Origin of the sequence: Burkholderia sp. SJZ089 (genome assembly GCF_007828315.1) — a bacterium.
In the GTDB taxonomy this organism is placed as follows: domain Bacteria; phylum Pseudomonadota; class Gammaproteobacteria; order Burkholderiales; family Burkholderiaceae; genus Burkholderia; species Burkholderia gladioli.
This window is the reverse complement of record NZ_VIUM01000007.1, coordinates 360028-386256: the sequence shown is the minus strand read 5'-3', so window position 1 is coordinate 386256 and position 26229 is coordinate 360028. Positions and strand designations below refer to the sequence as shown.

Here is a 26229-nt window from a genome sequence, read left to right as displayed (position 1 = left end):
TTCGCCGGTTACGGCGGGGCGGCCGCGCCTGTCTCCTTCCTCATGCTTGTATCCGCAACGATGTTCTGCATCGTTGTGCGGATCGTGGCAAAACCGTGGCGAGACGCCTCTCGCTTCCTCCCATTTCGACAGCGTCGCGACCCGAGGTCCGGGAATGCGCATTGCTGCGCCTCGCCCCCGTGGGCGCTCGCGCACGGATCGGCCGCGTTGCGCTACGCTTGCGGGCACATCCCTTCTCCCAGGTGCCGATCCGATGACGCAAGCCACTTCCCGAGCCGCCGCCGAGCTGATCGAACGCTTCGCCCTCCAGCCGCATCCCGAGGGCGGCTATTTCCGCGAAACCTATCGCGCGCCGCTCGAGGTGGCGCGTTCGAGCGACGGCGCGGCGCGCAGCGCCTCGACCGCGATCTACTACCTGCTTTGTGACGGCGCGTACTCGACCTGGCATCGGATCCGCTCCGACGAGGTCTGGCATTTCTATGCCGGCGAACCGCTCGAGGTGCATGTACTCGACGAGCAGCAGGGCCACCTGGTCCATCGGCTCGGCAATCCGCTCACCCATCCCGGCACCGTGAGCCAGGCCGTGGTGCCGGCCGGGCGCTGGTTCGGCGCGGTCTGCGCGGAGCCGGGCGGGCTCGCCTTCGTGGGCTGCACGGTGGCGCCGGGTTTCGAGTTCAGCGAATTCGAACTGGGCGACGCCCAGGCGCTGGCGCGCGAATTCCCGCAACACGCCGAGGCGATCGCGCGACTGGCGCGCTGAAGGCCGCGCCAGCGGCCGCATGAGGGAAGTGCCGGGCGCGCGCCAGGCTGGGCGCCCTCGGCGTGCTCAGCGCCGCCGATGCTCGACCGCGAACTTGATCAGCTCGGCCTGCCCCTCGATGCCGAGCTTGCGCTTGAGATTGAGCCGGTGCGTCTCGACCGTGCGCACCGACAAGCCGTTCTGCAGGGCGATCTGCTTGCTCGACAGGCCCTCGGCCAGCGCGTCGAGGATATCGAGCTCGCGCGGCGTGAGGCGCTCGACCGGCCCGGTGCCCGCGCTGGCCTGGATCATGCGCGCGGCCAGCCCCTCGCTGAAGAAGGTCTGCCCGGCCAGCACCGCGCCGATGCCGCGCACGATGTCGCTGGCCGGCGAATCCTTGAGCAGGTAGCCGCTCGCGCCGGCGCGCACCGCCTGCGTCACGTACTCGACGTTGTCGTGCATCGACAGCATCACCACCCGGATCGCCGGGAATCGCTCGTGGAAGATGCCGGCCAGCGCGATGCCGTTCATGCCCTGCATGGTGACGTCCATCAGCGCGAGATCGGGCTCGAGGTACTCGGCCAGCGCCAGCGCGTCCTCGGCCTTGCCGGCCTCGCCGACCACCACGAAGCCGGGCACGGCCTCCAGGCGCATCTTGAGGCCGTCGCGGACCAGCGGATGATCGTCGACCAGCAGCAGCCGGGCGGCGGGCGGGGGGGAATCGGGATCGGTCATGGTCGGTCAGTTTCCGGTGTGGCGTTGCGCGGGCAGCGGCACGCGCGCGGCGATCACGGTGTGGCCGGGCTGCGAGCGGATCGTCAGGGTGCCGCCGAGCGCGTCGATGCGCTCGCGCATGTTGCGCAGCCCCACGCCGCCGTGCGGGTCGGCCTGGGTGCGCTCGACGTCGAAGCCGCGGCCGTTGTCGGCCACGCTCAGCGAGACGGCGTGCGAAGTCACTTCGAGCGAGAGCGAGCCGCGCGTGGCCTGCGCATGGCGGATCAGGTTGGTCAGCGCTTCCTGGGCGATCCGGAACAGCGCGGTGTTGACCGCGGCCGGCAGCGGCGGCGCGCCCGAATGGGCGATCTGCGTGTAGCCGACCTCGAAGCCGGTCTCGCTGCGCAGCTCGCGGATCAGCTGGTCGAGCGCGGCGGCCAGGCCCAGGTCGTCGAGCATGGCCGGGCGCAGCGCGTGCGAGATGCGGCGCACCTCGCGCAGCACGTCGCCGAGCCGGGCCGTGCTCTTGGCCAGCGCGCCCTCGGCCGCCGCGTCGCGCGCGGGGCCTTGCGCCAGCCGCTCGTGCACCGATTCGAGCATCAGCTTGACCGACACCATCATCTGGCTGATGCCGTCGTGCAGCTCGCGCGAGAGCCGCGCGCGCTCGTCCTCCTGGGATTCCACCACGCGCTGCGCGAGCGCCTTGAGCTTGGCGTCGGCCACCCGCGATTCGCTGACATTGAGCACCAGCGCGCACAGCGCGATCACCGCCGCGCCGCCCAGCGCGATCGCGGCCAGCCCCTTCATGGTGCCGTCGATCTCGGCCGAGGCGCGCGCATCGGTGCTCGCCAGCGCGCGGTCGACGTCGTCGAGATAGATGCCGGTGCCGAGCATCCAGCCCCAGTGCTCGAGCGCGACCACGTAGCCGAGCTTGGCCTCGACGCGGCCGGTGGAGGGCCGCTGCCACTGGTAGCGCACGTAGCCGTTGCCGGTGGTGGCGGCCTTGATCAGTTCCTGGATGGTGGCCGCACCCTGTGCGTCGCGCATCGACCAGAAGTTGCGGCCGACGCGCTCGGGCTCGCGCGGGTGCATCAGCGAATTGCCCTGCAGGTCGTAGACGAAGAAATAGCCGTCGGGGCCGAAGTCCATCTTGCGCAGGATCTCGAGCGCCTGGGCGCGCCGCGCCTCGTCGCCGGCCGCGCCGTCGCGCGAGGCCGCGTAGAGCGGGCCGATCGCGCTGGTCGCCAGTTCGACGTAATGGCGCAGCTCGACCTCCTTGCTGCCCAGGTAGGCGGATTCGATGGTCTCGTGCTGGGCGCGCGCCAGCGAGGTGGCCTGCTGGCGCACGCCGAAGCCGATGCCGGCGATCGCGACCAGGAATGGCACGATCGCGAGCAGGAATATCTTCGCCTTGAGTTTCATGGTCGATCGACGGGGAGGGCGCGCCTTGTCGGCAAGGGGCCGGGCGCACCGGCGCTATTGTCCGCGATTTCGGTGCCGCGCGACGCATGCGGCAGTGCAGCGCGAGCGGTTCGGGCGCCGCTTCCCGGGCTTCGCGGCGGCGCGGCTTGGCAGGCCCGGCGCGGGCTTCGATGCGAGAAGCCGATTTCCCAATCGCGCGAGGGGTGAGTAAGATGGGCCATTTTCTGGATGGAGTACCCGCAATGCTGACCGCCGTGCTGGAAGACGATGCCGACCAACGCGACCTGATCATGTTGTGGCTCGAACATGGCGGGCATCGCGTGCAGGGTTTCGAGACGGGCGCCGAGTTCACCGCGGCGCTGAGCAAGGAACGGTTCCAGTTGTTCGTGATCGACTGGATGCTGCCCGACGCGACGGGCGAGGAGATGATCAAGGCGGTGCGCGACACGCTCGGCTGGAACGTGCCGGTGATCGTGCTGACCGCGCGCGACGACGAGCAGACGGTGCTGACCGCGCTGCGCGCCGGCGCCGACGACTACCTCGTCAAGCCGGCGCGGGCCGCCGAGATGCTGGCGCGGATCGCGGCCGTGGCGCGGCGCTACGGGGTTGGCGGCAAGGCGCCGCTGACGCTGGGCGCCTACGAGATCGACATCCAGCGGGTGCGGATCGCCGTCAACGGCGCGCCGGTCGACCTGACGCAGAAGGAGTTCGACCTGGCGGTCTACATGTTCCAGAGCCCGGGCCAGTTGCTGTCGCGCGATCATCTGCTCAATCGCGTGTGGGGCGTGCATGCCGATGTCGATACGCGCACCGTCGACACCCACGTCAGCCGGCTGCGCAAGAAGCTGCACCTGGACGGCTCGAACGGCTGGAAGGTGATTCCGATCTACGGCTACGGGTATCGCTGCGTGCGGCTCGATACGCCCGAGTAAGGCGGCGGCCCGGTGGCGCGCCGGCGAGCGACGCGCCCGATCAGGCAGGCGCGCGTAAGACTGTGAACGCGGCGGCGCATTCGATGCCGTCCGGCTCTTCGATTTCCTGATTTCCCGTCGATATCGGCCGCCTGTCGCGGCCCAGGCGGCCCATGCCGGCGCTCAGCGCCACGGCCCCGGCGGCGAGGCGCGGCCGCCGTCGGTGGCGCGCCAGGCATCCTCGACCTGGGCGCGCCGCGTCAGCGCATCGCGATGCCCGGCGTCGGCGGCCGGCAGCGCGCCGCCGCAGCGATAGCCCCAACCCGCCAGCGTGAGCCAGGCCGATTCCACGCGGCTGGCGATCCAGGCCCCGGTCGATCCCTGGTGCTTGTGGTGATAGAGCAGGCGGCTGCGCATCTGCCAGCGCGCGTGGCGCGCCTCGGCCGCCGCGTCGCCGCGCGCCGCGCCGGGGCGGCCGGCGCGCAGGGCGCGCACGTCGGGCCAGTACATCACCGAAAAACCTTCCATCGCCACCCGCCGGCACAGGTCGATGTCCTCGCAGTACATGAAGAAGCGCGGGTCGAAGCCGCCCAGGAAGCGGAACAGGTCGTGGCGCATGATCGCGAACGCATCCGAGACCCAGTCGACGCGCCGCGCCGGCTCGCGCGGCTGCAGGTCGGGGTCGAGCGGCACGCGCCTGGCCGCCGCGCCGGGCCATACCGGGCCGCGCCAGGCGAAGGCGTCGCCCAGCGCGGACGGGAAGCGGTGCGAGGCCGGCACGTCCTGGCCCTCGGCGTCCACCAGCCGGCCGCCGGCGATGCCCACGCCGGGATTGACCAGCATGCGCGCGGCGGCGCGCGCGATCATCGCGGGCTGGGCGTGGGTATCGGGATGCGCCAGCAGCAGCAGGGCGCCGAGCGCCTCGCGCGCGGCGAGGTTGCAGGCGGCCGCGTAGCCGATGTTGACGGGCGAGCGGATCAAGAGCGCCCAGGGATGCCGGCTCTCGACCAGCTCGGCGGTGCCGTCGCTCGAGGCGTTGTCGACCACGATCACCTGCCAGTCGCGATAGCGCGCGGCCATCGCCAGCATCGCGAGCTGGGCGTCGATGTGCTCGGCCGAATCGTGCGCGACGATCAGGATCGACAACGCCCGTCGGGCCAGCACATGTTCGTGCGGGGACGGGCGCGGCTCGGGCGAGGCGATCGGCTCGGCGTCGTGCAGGCCGATCATGGTGGGCTCCGGCGACGCTGCGCGGCCGGAATGGTTATCATGGCGCGCCCCCGGATAGCTGGCGGGGCGCTCGCCGCGGACGAGCGGTGGCATGACGGCGGCGGTAGGCGAGTTGGCCATAGAGAATCGGCAATTGTTGCAGGTGCGCATGCAGCGCATAAAGCGTCGCGAGGCGCCAGTCGCCGGCGCTGGGCCGGGCGCGCAGGGTGGTGTGCAGCAGCGCCGCGCCGAACAGCGCGAGCAGGCTCCAGGCGATGCCGGGCGCGGTGGCGAGCATCGCCGCGAACACCAGGGCGGCCACGCCGAGCGCGGCGCCCCAGGCGCGGTTGCGCTGCGGCGCGTAGCCGTGCGGGAAGGCGGCGCGGCCGGCGCAGCGCGCGTCGGCGGCGGCATAGGCCTCGCCGATGCGCACCGCGCGGCGCCAGTAATCGTGGAAACGGGCCAGCACGTCGTCGTGGCGCGTCATCGGGATCGCCAGCTCGACGATGCGCCAGCGGCGCGCCGCCAGGCGGCGGCACAGGTCGGCGGCCTCGCCGTCGGCCAGGTTGGCGTCGAAGCCGCCCACGTCGAGCAGCGCCTCGCGGCTGAACAGGGCGTCGCCCACGCAGTCGAGCGCGTCGCCGAACGGCATCACGCCGTCCAGGTCGACCACCGCGGCGTAATGCGACTGATGCGGCAGCGCCTCGCGGCACTGGCCGCGCACTGCCGCGCATTGCGCGTCCAGGCGCGCCAGCGCGGCTTGCGGGAAGTGCCGGTCGAGCAGGGTGTCGGCGCCCAGGAACAGCACCGTGTCGGCATGCGTGGCGTGCCAGCCGGCGTTGCGGATCGCCGCGCGCGTGGTGGGCTGGCCGATGGCGCGCGTGTCGGCCGCGATCACCCGCGCGCCGTCGAGGGCGGCCAACCGGGCATCGTCGCCCAGCGGTTCGTCGGTCGCGTACAGGACCTCGACCGGCAGCTCGCCCCAATCGGCGCCGCGCACGCTGCGCAGGCAGCGCGACAGCGAACCGTCACGGTCGCGCCCGCTCACCACCACGGCGACCTGGTGCGCGTTCAAAACTCTTCCTCCAGCGGCGCGCGCAACGCGCTGCCGACCCAGCAGGGCCCGAAGGCGCGGCGCAGCGGCGCGGCGGCCACGCGCGCGCGGCGCCAGGCGCGGGCCGTCTGCTGGCGACGTCGCGCGCGTCCCGGCTGCAGACGAACGTCGGCCTGCTTGCCGCCCGATTGGCGGCTGCAACGTTGTTGTGCGTCCAAAGAGATTGCGATCATCGCGTGGCCCTCCAGCGTGGATGGGCTCAATTTCATCGCGAATCGGGTCCGGAATCGTGACAGAACTGCAAACGTCGGGCCTCGCCCAAGGGTCGGATGCCGCGCCGGGCGCGGCTTCTGGCGCGCGCGCGGGTTTCGTCGGGCGGCGCGGGACGCGATCCTCGGTTATGCCGTCGATCGGCGCGCGCCACGCCAATCGTCTGAGGAGAGCCTCCCGGCTCAGGCCGCCTGGGTGTGGCGGCGCTTGATCAGGGTGACGCGATTGATGCCGTTGACGTGGTCGTGGCTGACGGTGTCGCAGCTCTCGCGGATGATGAACAGGCCGAAGCCGCCTTCCGATTCGCCCGAGAAATCGGGCTTCAGCTCCGGCGGCGGCGTGAAGGGCCGGCCGTCGTAGACGAACTCGAGCGTGGCCAGCTCCGGGCCGGTGGTGCAGACCACCTCGATCGGGCCGTCGCCGGGGCGCGAATCGTGGCGCACCACGTTGCTGGCGAGCTCGACGGCGGCCAGCGCGAGCGAGGCCGCGTCGTCGTCGCCGAGGCCCGCTGCCGCGTGCATCGCCACGAAGTTGCGCAGCGTCTGCAACTGCGAGAGCGTGCGCGGCATGTCGAGCCGTTCGCGGCGCGTGTTCGGTTCGCCGTCGGGCAGTTGCAGCACCAGCATCGTCATGTCGTCCGGAATCCGCGCGCGGTTGGTGAACGCCTCGACGGCCGCGCGCATGCCGCGCACGATCGTGCCGGGCCGTCGATGGGTCGGCACCAGCGCGCGCAGCGTGGCCGCCAGCCGGTCCAGGCCGAAGCGCTCGCCGGTGTCGTCGACGGCGTCGGTCAGGCCGTCGGAGTAGAGCACCACGGTGTCGCCGGGGCCGAGCCGCACGCTGTCCTCGAAGATCTCGGCCTCCTCGATCACGCCGAGCGGCGGATGCTGGTTGCGCAGGAATTCGGGCGGCGCGTTGCCGCGGAACAGCATGGTTTCCTCGTGCCCGCAGCCGACCCAGGTGGCGGTGCCGCGCACGCGGTCGATGCGCAGGTAGCAGAGCGTGACGAAGCTGTCGAGCGCCTGCAGGCGCGCGTGCATGGCGCGCTGCGAATGCGCCACGATGCGCGCCGGCGAGGGCCGCTCGGCACCCGGCTCGCCATGCGCGACCAGCTCGGCGATCGAGCGCGAGAACTGCATCTTCAGCGCGGCGCCCAGCAGCGCGGCCGGCACGCCCTTGCCCATCGCGTCGCCCACCAGCAGGTCGAAGCAGCCGTCGTCGAATTCGAACAGGTCGAAGAAATCGCCGTTGATGCCGCGCGAGGCCAGGTTGAAGCTGGCGAGCAGGCAGCCGTGCACGGCCGGCGGCAGGTCGCCGATCAGCAGGCCGCGCTGGATCCCCGCGCCGAGTTCGAGCTCGGCGCGATGCGCCGCCTTCAGCTCGCGCTCGCCGGCCACCTGCAGGCTGATGTCGGTCTGGATCAGGAAGGCGTGCTTGGTGTCGTGCGAGGTGTTCATGATCGGCACCAGCGTGGACGCGGTCCAGAACAGCGAGCCGTCGCGGCGCCGGTGCACGAGCTGGCCGCTCCAGGGCGCGCCCTCGCGGATCAGCTCGGGCAGCCGGTCCACCACCAGGCCACCCGAGGCGTCGTCGGGGCGCAGCAGCCGGTAGGACTGGCCGACCAGTTCGTCGCTCGGGTAGCCGCTGACCGAGGCCAGCATCGAGTTGGCATAGAGGATGGTCCCGTCCGGTGACAGGATGCTGACGATCGCGTGCTCGTCGAGCGCGTTCTTCAGGCCGCGCAGGTCCGAGGAGGAATCGCGGTACTTGGCCAGCAGCTGGGCGCGCTCGTGCGCGACGCGCTTGGCCTCGGACAGGTCGCGCACGGTGCAGAAGTAGTACAGCTCGCCGTCCACGTCCACCGGCGCCACCGAGATCTCGGCCGGGAACACGCGGCCGTTGGCGCGCCGCGCGTTCAGCTCGAGCCGGCGGCGCGGCGTGGCCGAGCGGTCGTCCTCGCCGGGCAGGCGGCGGTCGCGCATCAGCTCGTGGATCTCGTCGGGCAGCAGCGCCTCGCCGGGCTGGCCGATCAGGTTCTCGGCGCGATAGCCGAAGATGCGCTCGGCCTCGCGGTTGAATTCCACCACGTGCCCGAGCGCGTCGAGCGTGACCATGCCGTCCATCGCGCTGGTCAGCACCGCCGTGTTGCGCGCCTCGCTGCTGGCGATCTCGCGCATCAGCTGGCCCAGCGCGGCGATGGTCAGCGCGTTCTGGCGCAGGCTGCGCGAGGCGGCGGTGCAGAACACGCCCCACAGCAGCAGCGCGGCGCCGCTGCCGAGCGTGACCCAGTGCGCGACCACGGTCCAGGTGGCGAGCGCGCTCTCGGCCGGGGTGGCCACCACCGTCACCAGCGGCCAGCGCCGCGCGGTGCGCCAGGCGCCGATGCTGGAGGTGCCGTCGAAATCGAGCGCCGCGAAGCTGCCGCTCTCGGCACGCGGCAGCAGGTTGCGGAACAGCGCATGCGCGCCCAGCGCGCCGGCCTTGTCGAGCGGCACGCCGGTGGTCACCACCGGCGTGCCGTCGAGCGTGTAGAGCCCGGCCGAGCGCGAGGCGTCGCCCAGCAGCATCTGGAAGCTGGTCTTGAGGTAGTCGGGATTGAGCGCGACCACGATGCGGATCACGTCGCCGTTGGGCGTCACGCTGGCCCGCGCGAGCGGCAGGAAGTGCAGCGGCAGGGCATTGCCGGCGCCGGCCCGCGCGCCGCGCAGCAGCGAGGAATCGGCGAGATCGCGGCCCGCCACCGGACGGCCGATCGCGAGATCGCCGTCGGCGACCGGCACGCGCGGGCCCGGCAGCCGCGCCAGGTCGAGATGCGCGCCGAGGTTGGCCGGGTTCGAGCTGGCGAACACCTCGCCCTCGCTGTCGACCAGCGAGACGCTGCGCAGCATCGGCGTGCCGGCGATGCTGCGCGCCAGCATCAGGTTGGCGAAGGACGTGCCGCGCAGGTCGCGCGTCTGCAGCGTGCTGTCGATCGAGCGCGCGATCGAATTGGCGGTGCTGGCGGCGCGCGCGCCCTGGTCGTCGAGCGCGCGCGCCAGCATCTCGGCGCTGCCGCGCTCGTCGTCGATCGCGCTGCGATGCTCCCACCACGCGAAGCTGCCGGCCGCGCCGATCAGCAGCGCGCCGACGAGCGCGCCGCCGACCAGCACCGAGCGGCTGTTGAGCCAGGCGGGGAGCTGCGCGGTGTGATGGCCGATGATCGCTTCGATTCGTTTCACTGGAGCAGCATGATGTCGGTCAGGTGATGGCGGCGGGCCGCCTCGGCGAGCCGGCCGTCGCGCTGGATGCGCGCGACGAAGGCGTCGACCGTCTGCAGCCAGGCGTCGTCGCCGGGGCGCACGGCATAGGCATAGGGCATCGGATGGAACGGCCGCGGCGGCGCCACCAGGCGGGCCCAGTCGGCATTCTCCAGCAGGCGGCGCGCATACGGAAGCCCCGCCACCAGCACGTCGAGCCGCCCTGCCTGCAACTCGTCCTCGCGGTTCACGCGCGCGTCGAGCACCACCAGGGTGGCGCGCTTGAGGGTGGCGCGCAGCAGCGGCTCGATCTGCGAGCCCTGCTGCACGCCGACACGCACGCCGGGCCGGTCGAGATCGCCCCAGCCCGGCACCACCTCGCTGCCGCGCGAGGCCACCCCGACGATGCCGCTCGACAGGTAGGGACGGCTGAAGCGCAGCATCTCGCGGCGCGCCGCGGTGGCCGCCACGGCGAGCATCGCGACGTCGCAGCGGTCGGCCAGCAGGTCGTCGGCGAAGCGGTCGAAGGAGGTGTCGACCATCACGATCTGGGCGCCGAGATCGCCGGCGAAGGCGGCCGCCAGGTCGACGTCGATGCCGCGCGGCTCGCCGGTGCGCGGATCGCGGTAGGTGATGCCGGCATCGTTCTGCGACAGGCACACGCGCAGCGTGCGGGTGGCATGCACGCGATCGAGCACGGCGCCCGCGCTGGCGTCACCGCAGGCGGCCATCATCAGCAGCGCCGCCGATCCCGCCGCCGCCCGGCGCAGCGTGGCCGAGGCAGGCCGGGCCTCGCGCGTGCCGCCCCGGCGGCTGCCGGCCGCGCCGGGGTGACCGGAGAACCGGTTCCTCATACTGCGCAGATCGGGCCAGCGAACCATCGTGTCGTTCCTTGCGCGGCGCGCGGGTGACGGGTGCCGGGCCGCGCGTTCGCGACGGCCGGCGAGGACGGATCGTGATATCCGGAAGATTGCAGCATGGGCATCGGCGGAAAGTGTGGCGGGATCGTGAACCGCCCCGGCGGGCGACGCGACGCGCCCGGCGCCGCCTCCCGCCGCGGGCCGGAGCGCTCAGGCGAAGGCGGCCAGCGCGTCATCGGTCGAGCCGTGCACGCTGAACACGCGATGCATGCGCATCAGCTCGAACAGCGCGTTGACCGGCTTGGTCATCGCGCACAGCTTGAAGTCGCCGCCGCGCCGGTGCGTCTCGCGCAGGCAGGCGATCAGCGCGCCGAGCCCGGAGCTGTCGACGAAGCTCAGCGAGGACATGTCGAACACGATGCGCGCCTCCTGGGCGAGCAGCGGCGCGATGGCGTCCTTGAAGGCCTGCACGTTGCCGGCATCGAGGTGCGCATCGGTCGGGCGGACCAGCAGCGGGCCGCCAGGGGCGGGGGTGGTCAACAATTCCATCGTGGGATCCTCGTGGGATGCAGGCGCGCCGGGGCTCGGGGAGCCGGGCGGCGCGTCCGGTCGGCGGCCTGGGGCCGTCTCGTCACTGGGCCGCGGGCGGCGGCTCGGCGGGCGGCCCCGCCGGGGGCACGCCCGAGGCGGCCGAGTAGGCGTCGCTGAGATCGGCGATCAGCGCGGCGAAGCTCATCGCCAGCCCCTCGGGCCGCGCGCCGTCGGCGGTGATGCGTCCCTCCAGCGTGCGGGCGTCCTGGCCGAGCGCCTCGTAGCCGTAGGAGAGCGCCGCGCCCGCCAGCCGGTGCAGGGCGATGGCCAGCACCGCGCGCGGCCGGTCGCCGTCGGCGCTGGCCGCCAGGCTGTTCCATTCGCTCCAGGCATTGACCAGTTCGTCCCGGCGCGCCACCAGGCCGGCCGTGAAACGCGCGCGCAGCAGGGCAAGCTGGCGTTCGAAATCAGGAGGATTGTCCGGCGCGTTTATCACGGGCGTAGTCCCAGTAGATCTTTAGGTGTTCGGGCAGGGTCATGGGGTCGAACGGTTTCACGATCACGCCGGTGGCACCGTGCTCGAGCAGCGCCTCGATCTCGTCGGGCAGCGCGCGCGCCGACATCAGCACGATCGGCGTGTCGCGCAGCGCCGGTTTCTCGCGCAGTGCGCGCATCGTGTCGGGGCCGCTCAGGGTCGGCATCATCACGTCGAGCAGGATCAGGTCCGGCGCGAAGGCGTCGACCTCGGCCAGCGCGTCGGTGCCGTCCGGGCACAGCCGGACCTCGTAGCCGCCGACCGCGCCGAGGCTGAATTCCAGGATCGCCCGGATGTCCGGGTCGTCCTCGGCACAGAGCACCTTGTGCAGCGTGGAGCTCATCGATGGGGTCCTCCGTCGGGATGGGCGATGCGCCGCGCGGCACGCAGCAACGCATCGTCGTCGGTGCCGCGCTTGGGCAGCCGGTCGGCCGCGAGCGCCGGCGCGGCGGCCGAAACGTCGTCAGTGTAGAGCAGGATCGGTGCCGGGCCGGCGATTTCTCGCAGCCGCCGCGCCAGCGCTTCCGGCGCGTCGCGCCCGCGCGACGGATCGGCGACCAGCAGCGCCGGCGCGGTCACGGCGGCGGCGCCGAGTTCCTCGGCGCTGGCCGCGGCGAGCGTGGCGAATCGGGGCGCGAGCGCGGCGGCGATGCGCGCGCGCCAGGCCGGGTCCGGATCGATCACCAGCGCCACCGGCCGCGCCGGCGGCAGCACGGCCGCGGCGTCGCCGGTCGGCAGGTCGACATGGAATTCGGCGCCGTGGCCTGGCGTCGAGACCAGCCCGACCGTGCCGTGCATGCGCTCGACCAGCACCTGGGTGATGTGCAGCCCGAGCCCGGTGCCGGTGCCCACCCGCCGGTCGCGTTCGTCGGCCTGCGAGAACTTCTCGAAGATGCGCGCGCGGAAGGCCTCCGGGATGCCGCCGCCGTGGTCGCGCACGGCGATTCGCGCGCGCGTGCCGTCGGTGGCGCCGCGGATCTCCACGGCGCTGCCGGCCGGCGAATTCTTGATCGCGTTCGACAGCAGGTTCGCCATCACCTGCAGGAAGCGGTCTGGATCGACCCAGACCTCGCAGCCGAACGGCGCGCCCACCCGCGTGAGCGTGACGCCGACGCGGCGCGCGTAGTCGAGGTTGGCGGCGAGCGCCTCGTCCACCAGCGTGTCGAGTGCGCAGGCGCGGCGCTGCAGGGTCATGCGATCGGCCTCGAGCTTGGCCACGTCGAGCACGTCGTCGATCAGGCGACCGAGCCGTTCGCCGTTGCGGCGCGCGATGTCGACCAGCTTCTGTGCGGGCGCCGGCAGCTCGCCCGCCGCGCCGCCGGCGAGCAGGTCGACCGCGCCCTTCACCGAGGTCAGTGGGGTGCGCAGCTCGTGGCTGACGGTGCTGAGGAAATCGTCCTTGAGGCGGTCGAGCCGGCGCTGCTCGGTCAGGTCGCGGATCACCAGCGAGACGCGCGGCCGCGCGCTGGTACGCCAGCGACTGATGCGGATGTCGGCCGGGAAGGTGTCGCCCGCGGGGCCGCGCACCAGTGCCTGGCAGGCGGCGGGCGGTGTGTCGGCGCGCAGCCGCTCGGCCAGCTCGGCGGGCAGCAGCGCGTCGAGCGGCGCGCCCTGGTCGGGCAGCGCGTCGAGCCCGAGCAGGGCGTAGCCGGCCGCGTTCGCGTCGCAGATGCGCAGGCCGTCCTCGATGGTCAGCACGGCGTCGCCGACATGGTCGAACAGCTCGCGATTGTGCGCGGCGAGATTCGCCACGCGCGCCTGCAGTTCGAGCACGTGGCCGATGTTGCGGATCTTCGCGGCCAGCAGCGCGCCGTCGACGGGTTTCACCAGGTAGTCGTCGGCGCCTTCCTCGACCGCGCGCACGAAGTGTTCGGCGCCGTGCAGCGATGACATCACCACGATCGGCAGCCAGGCGCGCTCGCGCATCGCGCGCAGGCGGCGGGTGGCCTCGAAGCCGTCCATGTCGGGCATCAGCAGGTCGAGCAGGACCAGGTCGACGTCGGTGGTCTCGACGATGCGCAGCGCGGCGGCGCCGCTGTCGGCCTCGAGCACGTGATGGCCGGAGGCGCGCACCTGCGAGGCGGTTTCCGCGCGGCTCGCGCCGATATCGTCGACGACGAGCACGCGCAGCGGATTGTCGGGGGCGGGAAGCGTGATCGGATCGGTCATCGTGACGGCGGGCACCGGCGCGCGGCGCACCGCGATGCTGTGGGAGCGAATCGATTATGCCACCGCGCGATGACGGGCGCGGCGCGGCCGGCCGGGAGGCTTCGGAAATCGATCAGGAATTCTGACGATGATCGTTTCGAGGCGTGACCAAGCGTTCGGAATCTTGATGATCAGTAATGCGAATGAACAGGTTGGAGCGAAGCAGGAAATGAAACTTGGCGGAGCGCATCGGACGCGATTGCCGTGCTTCATGCCGAATTCGGAATGGTGCGTATAAAGCAATGGGAATTCGGGTAAATACGATGTCAGCCAATTTGTAATCCAATGGAAATTGCCGCGCTGCAGTGCAGTCCAAATTGGTGCATCGCACGATTATCGTGCATATCTATTTCTCGAAAACAGATTTGTAATCTGCTTTACAAATAGATTAACGGGATTCGTGGGAAGCCTTGTCGGAAGGGGCTCGCCGAGGAATTCGAATAAACCCTCCAAATTTAGTGTGGGGTCATCAAATAAAGTTTGACGAGCGTTTTTTTTCTGCGATATCTTCTGCACCCAAGTCATGTCGCAAACCGGCGGCGAATCGCTGGACGGTCGATCACCGCCAGCCTGAGCGCCGCGCAGAAGCACCGAACGATGCTGCGATGGCGTCGATTCCGGCGCGCGACGGGCGACACCACACAGAGGTTCTGGCTTTTTGATCATTCGGGCAGCAGGGACCGGCGCTATCGATTTGGAATCCAAACGATATTGCGCAGGATCCGCTCCCCGCTTACGAGACGTCGGTTGCACCCGATCCGGGTGCAACCGGTTACCGGGCGCATCCCGTCCGGGGGGATTGATTTGACAATGAAGATTGAAGAGGGCCTCGCCGCGTCGAACAGCGGGCTGGCGCAACTCGGCCGTCCCCGCCAGTACGATGCCTCGCGCAAGCAGCCGGTCCGGCGCTACGCGGGAATCGCCATCGTGCTGCTGCTGCACGTCGTGCTGATCTACGCGCTGCTCAACGGCCTTGCCACCAAGGTCGTGCAGGTCATCCAGCACCCGATCGAAACCCGCATCATCGAGCCGGTCAAGCCGCCGCCTCCGCCGCCGATGCCGGTCGTCAAGCTGCCGCCGCCGAAATTCGCTCCGCCGCCGCCGCCGTTCGTGCCGCCCCCCGAGGTGCCGGTGCAGGCGCCGGTGCAGACGCCGATCGTCCACCAGGCCGCACCCGTGGTATCCGCGCCCGTCACGGCGCCGCCGCCGGTGGCCGCGCCTGCGCCCAAGCCCGTCAGCCATGAAGTCGGCGTGGTGTGCCCGAACTCGGACCAGATCCGCGGCTCGATCCGCTATCCGCAGGCCGCGCAGGAAAACAACATCACCGGCGACGTGCTGATCGAATTCACGGTCGACGCGGACGGCAAGATCACCAACGAGCGGGTCGCGCAGTCGGCCGATTCCGATCTCGATCGCGCCGCCTTCAACGCGGTCAAGCAGTTCAAGTGCGTCGGGCAGGGTCAGCCGGTGCGCGTGCAGGTTCCTTTCTCGTTCAACCTGAACTGAGTTCATCAATCTGAAGCGGTGCCGGCGGGGCCGGCACCGGGCGGCGAAGCACATGACGTGTTCGTCAGTACAACGAATCGACAGGAGTTGGGTATGGCCAAGCGTTCGATCGCCGCGCTCGCGGCAAGCATGATGATTTCCGCCACCGGGCTGCTTGCCCCCGTCGCCTTGCTGGCGCCGCAGGCTGCCTATGCGCAGTCGAGCGATGCCGCGGCCAGCTCGGCGCCGGCGGCCGCACAGACGGCACCCGCCACCGAAGCCGCGCCGGCCGACGCGGTGCCGCCGCCGGCACCGGCCGCCACCGAGGCGGTCAGCAATCCCTACGGGCTGGGCGCGCTGTGGAAGGGCGGCGATTTCGTGGCGCGCTTCGTGCTGGTGCTGCTGGTCATCATGTCGATGGGCAGCTGGTACATCATGATCACCAAGTTCCTCGAGCAACTGCGCGCCAACCGCCGCGCCAAGCACGCCGACGAACAGCTGTGGACCGCGCCGAGCCTGGCCGAGGGCGTCAAGCTGCTCGATGAGGCCTCGCCGTTCCGCTTCCTGACCGAAACCGCCATCGAGGCGGGCGAGCATCACCAGGAGGCGCTGCTCGAGGCGGTCGACCGCAATACCTGGATCGACGCCTCGGTCGAGCGCGGCATCACCAATGTCTCGAACCGCATGCAGGACGGCCTGGCCTTCCTGGCCACGGTCGGTTCGACCGCCCCGTTCGTCGGCCTGTTCGGCACGGTGTGGGGGATCTACCACGCGCTGACGGCGATCGGTATCGCCGGCCAGGCCTCGATCGACAAGGTCGCCGGCCCGGTGGGCGAGGCGCTGATCATGACCGCGATCGGCCTGGCGGTGGCGGTGCCGGCGGTGCTCGGCTACAACTTCCTGGTCCGCCGCAACAAGTCGGTGATGGAGCGCGTGCGCAACTTCGGCGCCCAGCTGCACACCGTGGTGCTGGCAGGCGGCGGCAAGCGCGCGGTGCGCGCGCCGGCCGCCTCGCTCGGCCGCTGAGCGGAGATTCGCCATGGCCATGAGTGTCGGGCAGGAGGAAGGCGACGACGAGGTGATCGCCAATATCAACACCACGCCGCTGGTGGACGTGATGCTGGTGCTGCTGATCATCTTCCTGATCACGATCCCGGTGGTCACGCACACGATCCCGCTGCAGTTGCCCAAGGAAACCGTGCAGCCGCTGCAGACCAAGCCCAAGAGCATCGAGATCGCCGTGAACCGCGAAGGGCAGTATTTCTGGGGCGAGAAGCTGGTCGACAGCCCGACCCTGCTCGCCAAGCTGAAGGACGTATCGCAGATGAACCCGCAGCCCGACGTGCACGTGCGCGGCGACCAGGACACCCGCTACGAATTCATCGGGCGCCTGATCACCGACTGCGAGCGGGCGGGGATCGCGAAAGTGTCCTTCATTACCGAGCCGCCGGCTCGCGGCTAGGAGCAGACGATGGGAATGAACGTTTCGCGCGGTGGCGGCGAGCCGGAAGTGATGGTGGACATCAACACCACGCCGCTGATCGACGTGATGCTGGTGCTGCTGATCATGCTGATCATCACCATCCCGATCCAGATGCACTCGGTGAAGATGGACCTGCCGGTCGGCAATCCGCCGCCGCCGGCCACGCCGCCGGAAGTGGTGCAGATCGACATCGACTTCGACGGCACCACCACCTGGAACGGCACCCTGGTGCCGAACCGCGCCGCGCTCGAGCAGAAGCTCTCGCAGGCCGCGGCCGAGCCGGTGCAGCCGGAGATCCATCTGCGGCCGAACAAGCTGGTGCCGTATCGCGACGTGGCGGGCGTGCTGGCCGCCGCGCAGCGCGTGGGCGCCACCAAGATCGGCCTGATCGGCAACGAACAGTACATGCAGTAACCAACCGGGTACCTCGATGATCGACCAACGGATGAAGCGCGCCGCGCTCGCGGCCGCGCTGGGGGTTCTTTTCGCCTGCGCATCGGGCATCTCGCACGCGGCCGACTCGCTGCGCCCCGAGATCGCCAAGCCGCTCGCGGCCGCGCAGGACCTCTATCGCGCCCACAAGTATCGCGACGCGCTCGGCAAGATCGCGCAGGCGCAGGCCGTGCCGAACAAGACGCCCTACGAGGCCGTGACGGTCGACGAGATGCGCGGCGCGGCCGCCATCGCCGCCGGCGACACCGGCACCGCGCAGCAGGCCTACGAGGCGGTGCTGGCCTCGGGCCACGCGGGCGCGGCCGACGAGCAGCGCACCGCCGCCACGCTGGCGGGCCTCTATTTCCAGCAGAAGAACTACGCCGCGGCGATCCGCACCGCGCAGCGCTACCAGAAGGCCGGCGGCAACGATCCGGACATGCGCACCCTGTTGCTGCAGTCCTACTACCTCTCGAACGACTGCAAGCAGGTGGTGGCCACCCTCAAGCCGGCGGTGGACGCCGACACGCGCGCCGGGCGCGTCACCGACGAAGGCTCGCTGCAGATGCTGGCCACCTGCGCGCAGCACGCCAACGACAGCGCGACCTATCTCTCGGCGCTGGAATCGCTGGCCATCCATCACCCGAACCCGGCCTATCAGTCCCAGTTGTTCAACGCGATCCGCACGCGGCCGGGCTACCTGTCCTCGCTGGACCTCGATATCTACCGGCTGCGCCGCGCCACCAACAGCCTGACGAGCGTCGACGACTACATGGAGATGACCCAGCTCGCGATCGTGGTCGGCTCGACCGCCGAGGGCAAGCAGGTGATCGACCAGGGCTTCGCCTCCGGCGTGCTGGGCCACGACGCCCAGGCCGACCGCGAGAAGCGCCTGCAGGCGCTGGCCGCCAAGCGACTGACCGCGCCGCCCGACCCCGACAATCCGGTCAACCCGGTCGACGCCGGCCTGAACCTGGTGTTCGCCGGCAAGGGCGCCGAGGGCATCGCGCAGATCCGCCAGGCGATCGCCAAGGGCGGCCTGGCGCATCCGGATCTCGCGCAGCTGCGGCTCGGCGAGGCGTATTACGTGGCGGGCGACAAGGCCCATGCGGTGCAGGCGTTCCGTGCCGTCAACGGGAACGACGGAACAGCCGAGCTGGCGCGGCTGTGGACTCTCGTCGTGGCGAAATGAACAGCGATCTAACATGGTTCCGATCCTCGATGAATCGATGTCCGCGTCGGCGGCGATCGGCGGCCGGATCCGCGCGCTGCGGCAGCGGCTGAAGCTGACGCTGGACGAGGTGGCGGTAATGGCGGGCATCTCCAAGCCGTTCCTCTCCCAGGTCGAGCGCGGCCGCGCGACGCCCTCGCTGCAATCGCTGGTCGGCATCGCCCGCGCGCTCGGCGTGAGCATGCAGTACTTCGTCGAGGCGCCCACCGAGGCCAAGTCGGTCCGGCGCGCCGAGACCTTGCAGTTCTTCAGCTTCGCGGATTCGGCCAATTCGTTCGCGCGGCTGACCAGCCAGATGGACAGTCGCCAGCTCGACGCGGTACTGGTGAAGATGCCGGTGGACCATGCCCAGTCCGCCGTGGCGTCGAATACGGGCGAGCAGTTCCTGTACGTGATACGCGGCGAGATCGCGCTGACCCTCGACGGGCGCACCTTCACGCTGAAGCAGGGAGATACCGCGCACTACGAGGCCAATGTCACGCACGCATGGCGCAACGTGTCGACCGAGGAGTCGTGGATCGTCTGGGTCGGGACACCGAGATTGTTCTGATCCGAACTGGCGGCGAGCAGGTGGCCGACAGGGGGAAGCAGTAGGCGGCAAATGAAACAGCGGGCCCGTGCCACGGCCCGCGAACAAGGCAGGCGGCACCGCGGAGGGCGCGGGGTCGCGACGACCCGGTCGATCGAGCCGGTCGCGAAGCAGGCAGCTGTCGCTCAGGCAGTATCGTTCGCAGGACTAACAACTTGTAAGGATGCCGTCATGGATGCATCCGCTGCGGGCGACGCGGTAACACGCACTACACAGCAGGGAACCGGCAATAAAACAGGGTTTGGCAATCGGTGCCGAAACGCGATGCCGCGTCGGCGGTGAACGAAATTCATGAGATTTCGCGCGCGACGGGTGGGGTCTATTTGTTCAGCGAGAGGGGCAAGATGAAACAGAGAGTGTTGGCGATGGCCGTGAGGCAGATCGTCTGGGCGGAAATCGCATTGGCGGCGACGCTGGCAGTGCCGGCGTTCGCGCAAAGCCAGCCGGCGGCGGGGCCGGCCGCAGTGGCGGATGCCCTGGCATCCGGTCCGGCCATCAAGGTGGCGCAGGCGGATACGCCGTCCAGCGTGGGGGCCGCCACGGCCGACGCGCCGGCGGGTGCCTCGGGCGCGACCACGACGGCCGCGCCCGGCGGCGGCAACAAGGTGCAGCAGATCAAGCGCTTCGAGGTGACGGGTTCGCTGATCCGCAGCTCGGACAAGGTCGGCTTCAACCAGGTGCAGACCATCACGCCGAAGGAAATCACCAGCAGCGGCGCGACCACGGTGGCCGACTTCCTGCGCAATACCACCGCCAACTCGGCGAACAGCTGGAGCGAAGGCCAGAGCAGCAGCTTCGCGGCCGGCGCGGCCGGCATCGCGCTGCGCGGCCTGCCCGAGAAGTACACGCTGGTGCTGGTCGACGGCCAGCGCGTCGCGCCGTTCGCGTTCTTCTCGAACGCCGACGACTCCTTCTTCGACCTCAACACCCTGCCGCTCAACGCGATCGAGCGGATCGAAATCGTCAAGACCGGCGCCGTGTCGCAATACGGCTCGGACGCGATCGGCGGCGTGGTCAACATCATCACCAAGCACGACTTCCGCGGCGTGCAGCTCGACGGCAGCCTGGGCTCGGCGATCAATTCCGGCAACGGCGACGGCACCACCAAGTTCGGCATCCTGGCCGGCTTCGGCGACCTGAACGCCGACCGCTTCAACATCACGGCGGCGGCCAGCTACTACAAGTCCAACGGCTTCACGCTGGCGGACCGCGATTCGACCCGCAACCAGGACTTCACCGGCTTCCCGGGCGGCCTGTCGGTGCTGGCGCCCTCGTACTGGAACCTGCCGGGCGGCAACGCGCAGGCGCTCGCCGGCTGCCCCGGCGGCAGCACCGTGCGTCCGGCCGGCACCAACTCGCTGGCGGCCACCAACGGCCTGGGCGGCACGGTCTGCGGCCTGAATACCGCCGAGAGCATGTCGATTCTGCCGATGACGGAACGCCTGAACGCGAAGTTGCACGGCGACTTCAAGGTGGACGACAAGACCACCGCGTTCGGCGACTTCATGATCAGCAGCATCTCGTCGACCTCGAACCAGGGCACCCACACCGTCGGCAACCCGCAGGGCCCGTCGCTGGTCTGGAACCCGGTCACGCAGCAGCTCTCGCCGTTCAACACCATCGTGCCGGCCAGCAACCCGTTCAATACCACGGGCGTGCCGTCGCAACTGACCTACTCGTTCCCGGAAGCGGTCGCGGAGAAGACCACCTCGACGTTCTGGCGCGCATCGACCGGCATCAAGGGCTCGTTCGGCCTGCCGATCGGCGGTGACTGGGATTGGGCGACCTCGCTGAGCCACTCGCAGAGCACGGTGTCCAACTCGTTCTCGAACGAGCTGAACGTCAATGCGCTGAACAACATCTACCAGAACGGCACGCTGAACTTCGCGAACCCGGGTTCGACGCCGAACGGGCTGAACGGCCTGTTCCAGGACGCCAGCACCTTCGGGATCTCGAAGCTCGACACGATCGACGCGACGCTGTCCACGCCGACGCTGTTCCACCTGCCCACCGGTGATGTCGGCCTGGGTCTCGGCGCACAGTTCACGCACCAGAGCGAATTCCTCGCGCCGGGCTCGGAATTCGCCGACGGTCTCGTGACGTCGCCGAACCTTCAGACGGTGAACGGCCAGCGCAACGTCGCGGCGGTCTACTACCAGTTGAACGTGCCGATCCTGAAGAACCTGACCTTCAGCCAATCGGGCCGTTACGACCATTACTCGGACGTCGGCGGCGCGTTCTCGCCGCGCTTCGCCCTGCGCTACCAGCCGGCGCAGCAGTTGACCCTGTACACGTCGTATAGCCGCGGCTTCCGCGCACCGACCTTCGTCGAGGATAGCGCCTCGCGCACCATCGGCAGCCAGGTCGATGCCGCGAGCGGCCAGAACTACACGTCGATCACGGTGGGCAACCCGAACATCTCGCCGGAGCACACCCGCAACCTGAACATCGGCTTCCAGCTCTCGCCGAGCCGCTACACCGATTTCAGCCTCGACTGGTACAAGATCCGCGTCGACAACGTGATCGGCCAGGGTGCGCCGACGCAGATCGTCAACGATCCGAACACCGGCGCGCTGCTCTACAAGATCACGCCGTACACCAACCTGGGCTACCTCGACACCAACGGCTTCGAGTCGACCTTCCGCCAGGCGCTGCCGCTCAAGAGCTTCGGCACGCTGACGCTGTCGGGCGATTGGGCCTACGTGAAGAGCTTCAAGATCGGCCAGCCGGGCGCGGCCCCGGTGGACGGCGCGGGCAACAACTTCACGCTGACCCAGCCGTTCGGTGGCAGCTTCCCGCGCTGGCGCGGCAATACCACGCTGGACTGGAGCTACCATCGTTGGGATGCGGCGCTCACGTGGCTGTTCACCGGCCCGTACGCGCAGAACCTGATTCCGGCCCCGGCACCGGCGAAGGTCGGCTCGTACAGCCAGTTCAACCTGATGGTGACCTACACCGGCTTCAAGAACTGGACCATCTACGGCGGTATCGACAACATCTTCAACCGCACGCCGCCGTATGACCCGATCTTCGCGAACGGTACGCTGAGCCAGACCGGTTACGACCAGTCGATCTACACGTACATCGGCCGCTTCGCCCAGATCGGCGCGACCTACAAGTTCTGAGGTCCAGCCTGACGCCCCGGGCTCGCGGCGGGCCGCCGCCTTCCGGTTGATACGGGAGGCGGCGGCCGCGCGGTGGCCGCCAGCCCGGTTTCCCCTCTCCACCGTTGTTCGCGCCGGCCCGCGTCCGGCGCCTTCCACCAGCAGGATGACGATGAACCTTGTCACGTGGCGTCGGCCGCGCGGCGCCGGCCGGCGTCTTGCCGGCCGTCTCGCGCAGGCCCTCGCGTTCGCATGCGCCGCGTCGGCCGCCTGTCTCGCGCTGCCGTCCGTCGCGCTCGCCGTGCCGGCCATCGCGCAATACGATTCGCCGAAATACCCGCCCGACTTCACGCACTTCGACTACGCGGACCCGAACGCGCCGAACGACGGCACGCTCAACTTCGACAACTACGACGAAGCGCAGAGCTACGACTCGCTCAATCCGTTCCTGGTGCGCGGCTCGCCCGCACCGGACATGAAGAACCTGATGTTCGACACGCTGATGCAGCGCAGCTGGGACGAACTCGCCTCCGAGTACCCGCTGATCGCCGACGACGTGGAGATCGCGCCCGATGGCCTGTCGGCGACGTTCCACATCAACCCGGCCGCGCGCTTCTCCAACGGCGATCCGATCACCGCCGCCGACGTCAAGTATTCCTACGACACGCTGGCGAGCCCCCAGGCCTCGCCGCTGTTCAACGCGCAGTTCGAGATCATCAAGCGCGCCGAGGTGGTGGACGCGCACACGGTGCGCTTCGACTTCAAGCGCGCCGAGCGCTCGGCGCCGCTGATCGCGGGCGACCTGCCGGTGTTCTCGCCGAAGTGGGGCATGCGCGCCGACGGCACGCGCCCGCCCTTCGACCAGATCGTCGACGTGCCGCCGATCGGCAGCGGCGCCTACCGGATCGCCGCGCGCAAGAACGACCGCTCGATCGTCTACGAGCGCGACCCGCACTACTGGGCCGCCAACCTGCCGTCGCGACGCGGCATGTACCGCTTCCGCCAGGTGACGTTCAAGCTCTACCTCGACCAGTACACCATGCTCGAGGCCTTCAAGGCCGGCGATATCGACGCGCGCATGGAATACAGCTCGACGCAGTGGGCGCGCCGCTACATCGGCAAGAACTTCGACAACGGCCTGCTCAAGAAGGGCGAGTTCCCGGACGGCCCGGCGCAGATGCAGGGCTTCCTGATCAACCTGCGCAAGCCGATGTTCCAGGACGTGCGGGTGCGCCATGCGCTGGCGCTCGCCTTCGACTACGACTGGATGAACCGGATGATGTTCTACGGCCAGTACCGCCGTACCAACAGCTTCTGGGCCGCCAGCCCGTTCGCCGCGAGCGGCATGCCGAGCCAGAAGGAACTGGCCCTGCTGGAGCCGTTCCGCAAGGACCTGCCGCCCGAGGTGTTCGGCCCGATGGTCCAGCAGCCGACCACGATCCCGCCGAACTCGCTGCGCGACAACCTCAAGGAGGCGCGCGCGCTGCTCGAGCAGGCCGGCTGGCACTACCGGGACGGCGCGCTGCGCGACGCCAACGGCAACCCGATGACGATCGAGATCATCGACGACCAGCCCGGCATGGACCGGCTGATCCTGCCGTATTCGCAGGCGCTCTCGCTGCTGGGCATCCACGCCTGGCTGCACGAACTCGACAGCGCGGTGTACCAGAAGCGGCTCGACAGCTTCGAGTACGACATGACGACCTACATCTACGCGCCCGTGACGATCCCGGGCGCGGAGCTGACGCGCCGCTTCGGCAGCGCGGCCGCCTCGCAGGTCGGCTCGGAGAACTACCCGGGCGTCAAGTCGAAGGCGGTCGACGCGCTGATCCGCGCGGCGCTGGCCGCCAATACGCTGGACGACCTGGAGACGGCCACCCACGCGCTCGATCGCGTGCTGATCAATCTCTACATCCTGGTGCCGCAGTACTACCTGCCGAACGCGCGTATCGGCTACAAGGTCACGCTGGGCCATCCCAAGACGATTCCGCTGTCCTACCTGTACGAGGACTGGATCATCGACTACTGGTACCGCAAGGCGCCGGCAGCCGGCAACACGACCCCCGCCGCGGCCGCGGCGGGCGGCAAGGAGTAAACCGATGCTCGCCTACATCCTGAGACGCCTGCTGCTGATGATCCCGACCATCATCGGCGTGGTGACGATCACCTTCGTGGTCACCCAGTTCGTGCCGGGCGGCCCGGTCGAGCAGGTGCTGACGCAACTGCGCCACGGCAGCACGCGCGGCGGCGAGGCCGGCGGCGGTGGCGGCGGCTATCACGGCAGCCAGGGCGTCGACCCGCAGCAGATCGAGCAGATCAAGAAGCAGTTCGGCTTCGACAAGCCGCCGCTCACGCGCTATTTCCTGATGCTGCGCAGCTACGCCAGCTTCGATCTCGGCCAGTCCTACTTCGCGCATCGTAGCGTGTGGGCGGTGATCCGCTCGAAGCTGCCGGTGTCGATCACGCTCGGCCTCTGGACCGTGCTGCTCACCTACCTGATCTCGGTGCCGCTGGGCATCGCCAAGGCGGTGCGCAACGGCTCGCGCTTCGACGCCGTGACCTCGGTGATGGTGCTGGCCGGCTACGCGATTCCCGGCTTCGTGCTGGGCGTGCTCCTGCTGATGCTGTTCGGCGGCGGCACCTTCTGGCAACTGTTCCCGATGCGCGGCATCACCTCGGACAACTTCGACGAGCTGAGCGCGATCGGCAAGCTGCTCGATTATCTGTGGCACATCGTGCTGCCCGTCACGGCGGCCGTGATCGGCAACTTCGCGATCGTCACGATCCTGACCAAGAACACCTTCCTGGAGGAAATCGGCCGGCAATACGTGCTGACCGCCCGCGCCAAGGGCGCGCCCGAGCGCGACGTGCTGTGGAAGCACGTGCTGCGCAACGCCGCGATCCCGCTCGTCACGGGCCTGCCCGCCGCCTTCGTGGGCGCCTTCCTGAACGGCAACCTGCTGATCGAGACGCTGTTCTCGCTCGACGGCATGGGCCAGCTCTCCTACGACTCGGTGATCCGCCGCGATTACCCGGTCGTGCTCGGCTCGCTGTTCCTGTTCACGCTGATCGGCCTCATCACCAAACTCATCGCTGACGTCTGCTATGTCCTCGTCGACCCCCGCATCCAATTCTCCCGCCTGGACCACTGATCCGACGGCCGGCCTGCAGGCGTCGCCGTCGCCGTGGCGGCGCACCTGGCTGCGCTTCCGGCGCCAGCCGCTCGGCTACTGGAGCTTCGTGATCTTCACGGCGCTGTTCGTGATCAGCCTGTTCGCCGACGTGCTCTCGAACGACCGACCGCTGGTGGTGCGCTACGACGGGCACTACTACTTCCCGATCGTGAAGGACTATCCCGAGACGCTGTTCGGCGGCGATTTCCCCGCCAAGACCAACTATCTCGATCCGTACATCCAGAAGCGCCTCGAGGGCAACGGCAACTTCGTGATCTATCCGCCCAGCCGCTACCGCTACGACACGATCGACTATTTCGCGAAGAACCCGTATCCGGCCAAGCCCTCGTCGAGCAACTGGCTGGGCACCGACCAGTTCGGCCGCGACGTGCTCGCGCGCCTGTTGTACGGCTTCCGGCTCTCGGTGCTGATGGCCTTCGCGTTGACCATCTCGGGCGTGGTGGTGGGGGTCTTCGCGGGCGCGGTGCAGGGTTTCTACGGCGGGCGCACCGACCTGATCGGCCAGCGCCTGATCGAGATCTGGAGCTCGATGCCCGACCTCTACCTGCTGATCATCTTCGCCTCGATCTTCAACCCCTCGCTGTGGCTGCTGTTCATCCTGCTCTCGATGTTCGGCTGGCTGGTGCTGTCCGACTACGTGCGCGCCGAGTTCCTGCGCAACCGCGCGCTCGACTACGTGAAGGCCGCGCGCACCATGGGCCTGACCAATGCGCAGATCATCTGGCGCCACGTGCTGCCCAACAGCCTGACGCCGGTGATCACCTTCCTGCCGTTCCGCATGAGCGCGGCGATCCTCTCGCTCACCAGCCTGGACTTCCTCGGCCTGGGCGTGCCGCCGCCCACGCCGAGCCTGGGCGAGCTGCTGCAGGAGGGCAAGAACAACCTCGACGCCTGGTGGATCTCGATCTCGGCCTTCGCGGCCCTGGTGGTCACCCTGCTGCTGCTGACCTTCATGGGTGACGCGCTGCGCAACGCGCTCGACACGCGCGCCCGCGGCTCGGCCTTCGGCGGGGGCAAGTGAG

Annotated in this window: 23 protein-coding genes; 12 read left to right on the top strand and 11 right to left on the bottom strand. The window is 69.6% G+C overall.

Features of this window, described 5'->3' with window-relative positions:
* Positions 1-253: 253 nt before the first annotated feature.
* A complete protein-coding gene (locus FB600_RS16090; RefSeq protein WP_096752134.1) occupies positions 254-760 on the top strand; it encodes a cupin domain-containing protein in 507 nt (168 codons plus the stop codon).
* Positions 761-826: 66 nt separating this feature from the next.
* Here FB600_RS16090 and FB600_RS16085 read toward each other — a convergent pair whose 3' ends face one another.
* Positions 827-1474 carry a response regulator gene (locus FB600_RS16085; protein WP_145756965.1) on the bottom strand — a complete coding sequence of 216 codons (648 nt, stop codon included), beginning with the start codon at positions 1472-1474 and terminating at the stop codon, positions 827-829.
* A gap of 6 nt (positions 1475-1480) precedes the next feature.
* Positions 1481-2875, bottom strand: coding sequence for a cache domain-containing protein (locus FB600_RS16080; protein WP_096752133.1), 1395 nt, complete (start codon positions 2873-2875; stop codon positions 1481-1483).
* A gap of 242 nt (positions 2876-3117) precedes the next feature.
* On the opposite strand from FB600_RS16080, the gene FB600_RS16075 reads away from it, so the two are divergent.
* Entirely contained in the window at positions 3118-3807 is a 690-nt protein-coding gene (locus tag FB600_RS16075) for a response regulator transcription factor (protein WP_013691716.1), read from the top strand.
* A gap of 162 nt (positions 3808-3969) precedes the next feature.
* Here FB600_RS16075 and FB600_RS16070 read toward each other — a convergent pair whose 3' ends face one another.
* The 9 genes from FB600_RS16070 to FB600_RS16030 form a co-directional block, all read right to left on the bottom strand.
* Complete coding sequence (locus FB600_RS16070) at positions 3970-5016, bottom strand: glycosyltransferase family 2 protein (protein ID WP_036057058.1); 1047 nt, start codon at positions 5014-5016, stop codon at positions 3970-3972.
* Positions 5017-5053: 37 nt separating this feature from the next.
* Positions 5054-6070, bottom strand: a complete 1017-nt coding sequence (locus FB600_RS16065; protein ID WP_145756966.1) for a glycosyltransferase — start codon at positions 6068-6070, stop codon at positions 5054-5056.
* Positions 6067-6282: a hypothetical protein gene (locus FB600_RS16060; RefSeq protein WP_145756967.1), complete on the bottom strand. Its 216-nt coding sequence runs from the start codon at positions 6280-6282 to the stop codon at positions 6067-6069. Before FB600_RS16060 ends, FB600_RS16065 begins: the two co-directional genes overlap by 4 nt.
* Positions 6283-6501: 219 nt before the next feature.
* A complete protein-coding gene (locus tag FB600_RS16055; RefSeq protein WP_098151441.1) occupies positions 6502-9537 on the bottom strand; it encodes a SpoIIE family protein phosphatase in 3036 nt (1011 codons plus the stop codon).
* Positions 9534-10436, bottom strand: coding sequence for a substrate-binding periplasmic protein (locus FB600_RS16050; protein WP_145756968.1), 903 nt, complete (start codon positions 10434-10436; stop codon positions 9534-9536). Before FB600_RS16050 ends, FB600_RS16055 begins: the two co-directional genes overlap by 4 nt.
* 189 nt (positions 10437-10625) lie before the next feature.
* Positions 10626-10964 carry an STAS domain-containing protein gene (locus FB600_RS16045; protein ID WP_013691711.1) on the bottom strand — a complete coding sequence of 113 codons (339 nt, stop codon included), beginning with the start codon at positions 10962-10964 and terminating at the stop codon, positions 10626-10628.
* Positions 10965-11046: 82 nt separating this feature from the next.
* On the bottom strand, positions 11047-11442 hold the full coding sequence (locus tag FB600_RS16040; protein ID WP_060001013.1) for a hypothetical protein: 396 nt from the start codon (positions 11440-11442) through the stop codon (positions 11047-11049).
* Positions 11414-11824, bottom strand: a complete 411-nt coding sequence (locus FB600_RS16035; protein WP_013691709.1) for a response regulator — start codon at positions 11822-11824, stop codon at positions 11414-11416. Before FB600_RS16035 ends, FB600_RS16040 begins: the two co-directional genes overlap by 29 nt.
* Positions 11821-13650 (bottom strand): ATP-binding protein, encoded by a 1830-nt coding sequence (locus FB600_RS16030; RefSeq protein WP_098183266.1) that lies wholly within the window; start codon positions 13648-13650, stop codon positions 11821-11823. The genes FB600_RS16035 and FB600_RS16030 overlap by 4 nt, the downstream gene beginning before the upstream one ends.
* A gap of 849 nt (positions 13651-14499) precedes the next feature.
* Here FB600_RS16030 and FB600_RS16025 point away from each other — a divergent pair.
* The 10 genes from FB600_RS16025 (at position 14500) to FB600_RS15980 (ending at position 26228) form a co-directional block, all read left to right on the top strand.
* Positions 14500-15195 (top strand): energy transducer TonB, encoded by a 696-nt coding sequence (locus FB600_RS16025; RefSeq protein WP_025100483.1) that lies wholly within the window; start codon positions 14500-14502, stop codon positions 15193-15195.
* 93 nt (positions 15196-15288) lie between these two features.
* On the top strand, positions 15289-16200 hold the full coding sequence (locus FB600_RS16020; RefSeq protein WP_013691706.1) for a MotA/TolQ/ExbB proton channel family protein: 912 nt from the start codon (positions 15289-15291) through the stop codon (positions 16198-16200).
* A gap of 13 nt (positions 16201-16213) precedes the next feature.
* Complete coding sequence (locus tag FB600_RS16015; RefSeq protein WP_025100481.1) at positions 16214-16636, top strand: ExbD/TolR family protein; 423 nt, start codon at positions 16214-16216, stop codon at positions 16634-16636.
* 9 nt (positions 16637-16645) lie between these two features.
* Positions 16646-17071 (top strand): ExbD/TolR family protein, encoded by a 426-nt coding sequence (locus FB600_RS16010; protein WP_013691704.1) that lies wholly within the window; start codon positions 16646-16648, stop codon positions 17069-17071.
* A 16-nt stretch (positions 17072-17087) separates the two neighbouring features.
* A complete protein-coding gene (locus FB600_RS16005; protein ID WP_096752128.1) occupies positions 17088-18281 on the top strand; it encodes a tetratricopeptide repeat protein in 1194 nt (397 codons plus the stop codon).
* 13 nt (positions 18282-18294) lie between these two features.
* Positions 18295-18870, top strand: a complete 576-nt coding sequence (locus FB600_RS16000) for a helix-turn-helix domain-containing protein (RefSeq protein WP_013691702.1) — start codon at positions 18295-18297, stop codon at positions 18868-18870.
* Between the two features lie 383 nt (positions 18871-19253).
* On the top strand, positions 19254-22034 hold the full coding sequence (locus tag FB600_RS15995) for a TonB-dependent receptor (RefSeq protein WP_096752948.1): 2781 nt from the start codon (positions 19254-19256) through the stop codon (positions 22032-22034).
* Between the two features lie 151 nt (positions 22035-22185).
* A complete protein-coding gene (locus FB600_RS15990) occupies positions 22186-24108 on the top strand; it encodes an extracellular solute-binding protein (protein WP_145756969.1) in 1923 nt (640 codons plus the stop codon).
* A gap of 4 nt (positions 24109-24112) precedes the next feature.
* On the top strand, positions 24113-25165 hold the full coding sequence (locus FB600_RS15985) for a microcin C ABC transporter permease YejB (RefSeq protein WP_096752127.1): 1053 nt from the start codon (positions 24113-24115) through the stop codon (positions 25163-25165).
* Positions 25119-26228: an ABC transporter permease gene (locus tag FB600_RS15980; RefSeq protein ID WP_105820472.1), complete on the top strand. Its 1110-nt coding sequence runs from the start codon at positions 25119-25121 to the stop codon at positions 26226-26228. Before FB600_RS15985 ends, FB600_RS15980 begins: the two co-directional genes overlap by 47 nt.
* Position 26229: the final 1 nt, after the last annotated feature.

Excerpts from the sequence above, each read along its gene's own strand:
- FB600_RS15980 (WP_105820472.1), top strand. The coding sequence starts at position 25,119 with ATGTCCTCGTCGACCCCCGCATCCAATTCTCCCGCCTGGACCACTGAT.
- FB600_RS16080 (WP_096752133.1), bottom strand. The coding sequence starts at position 2,875 with ATGAAACTCAAGGCGAAGATATTCCTGCTCGCGATCGTGCCATTCCTG.
- FB600_RS15990 (WP_145756969.1), top strand. The coding sequence starts at position 22,186 with ATGAACCTTGTCACGTGGCGTCGGCCGCGCGGCGCCGGCCGGCGTCTT.
- FB600_RS16030 (WP_098183266.1), bottom strand. The coding sequence starts at position 13,650 with ATGACCGATCCGATCACGCTTCCCGCCCCCGACAATCCGCTGCGCGTG.
- FB600_RS16015 (WP_025100481.1), top strand. The coding sequence starts at position 16,214 with ATGGCCATGAGTGTCGGGCAGGAGGAAGGCGACGACGAGGTGATCGCC.
- FB600_RS16050 (WP_145756968.1), bottom strand. The coding sequence starts at position 10,436 with ATGGTTCGCTGGCCCGATCTGCGCAGTATGAGGAACCGGTTCTCCGGT.
- FB600_RS16085 (WP_145756965.1), bottom strand. The coding sequence starts at position 1,474 with ATGACCGATCCCGATTCCCCCCCGCCCGCCGCCCGGCTGCTGCTGGTC.
- FB600_RS16005 (WP_096752128.1), top strand. The coding sequence starts at position 17,088 with ATGATCGACCAACGGATGAAGCGCGCCGCGCTCGCGGCCGCGCTGGGG.
- FB600_RS16000 (WP_013691702.1), top strand. The coding sequence starts at position 18,295 with ATGGTTCCGATCCTCGATGAATCGATGTCCGCGTCGGCGGCGATCGGC.
- FB600_RS16070 (WP_036057058.1), bottom strand. The coding sequence starts at position 5,016 with ATGATCGGCCTGCACGACGCCGAGCCGATCGCCTCGCCCGAGCCGCGC.
- FB600_RS16035 (WP_013691709.1), bottom strand. The coding sequence starts at position 11,824 with ATGAGCTCCACGCTGCACAAGGTGCTCTGTGCCGAGGACGACCCGGAC.
- FB600_RS16075 (WP_013691716.1), top strand. The coding sequence starts at position 3,118 with ATGCTGACCGCCGTGCTGGAAGACGATGCCGACCAACGCGACCTGATC.
- FB600_RS16090 (WP_096752134.1), top strand. The coding sequence starts at position 254 with ATGACGCAAGCCACTTCCCGAGCCGCCGCCGAGCTGATCGAACGCTTC.
- FB600_RS16060 (WP_145756967.1), bottom strand. The coding sequence starts at position 6,282 with ATGATCGCAATCTCTTTGGACGCACAACAACGTTGCAGCCGCCAATCG.
- FB600_RS16025 (WP_025100483.1), top strand. The coding sequence starts at position 14,500 with ATGAAGATTGAAGAGGGCCTCGCCGCGTCGAACAGCGGGCTGGCGCAA.
- FB600_RS16010 (WP_013691704.1), top strand. The coding sequence starts at position 16,646 with ATGGGAATGAACGTTTCGCGCGGTGGCGGCGAGCCGGAAGTGATGGTG.
- FB600_RS15995 (WP_096752948.1), top strand. The coding sequence starts at position 19,254 with ATGAAACAGAGAGTGTTGGCGATGGCCGTGAGGCAGATCGTCTGGGCG.
- FB600_RS16020 (WP_013691706.1), top strand. The coding sequence starts at position 15,289 with ATGGCCAAGCGTTCGATCGCCGCGCTCGCGGCAAGCATGATGATTTCC.
- FB600_RS15985 (WP_096752127.1), top strand. The coding sequence starts at position 24,113 with ATGCTCGCCTACATCCTGAGACGCCTGCTGCTGATGATCCCGACCATC.
- FB600_RS16045 (WP_013691711.1), bottom strand. The coding sequence starts at position 10,964 with ATGGAATTGTTGACCACCCCCGCCCCTGGCGGCCCGCTGCTGGTCCGC.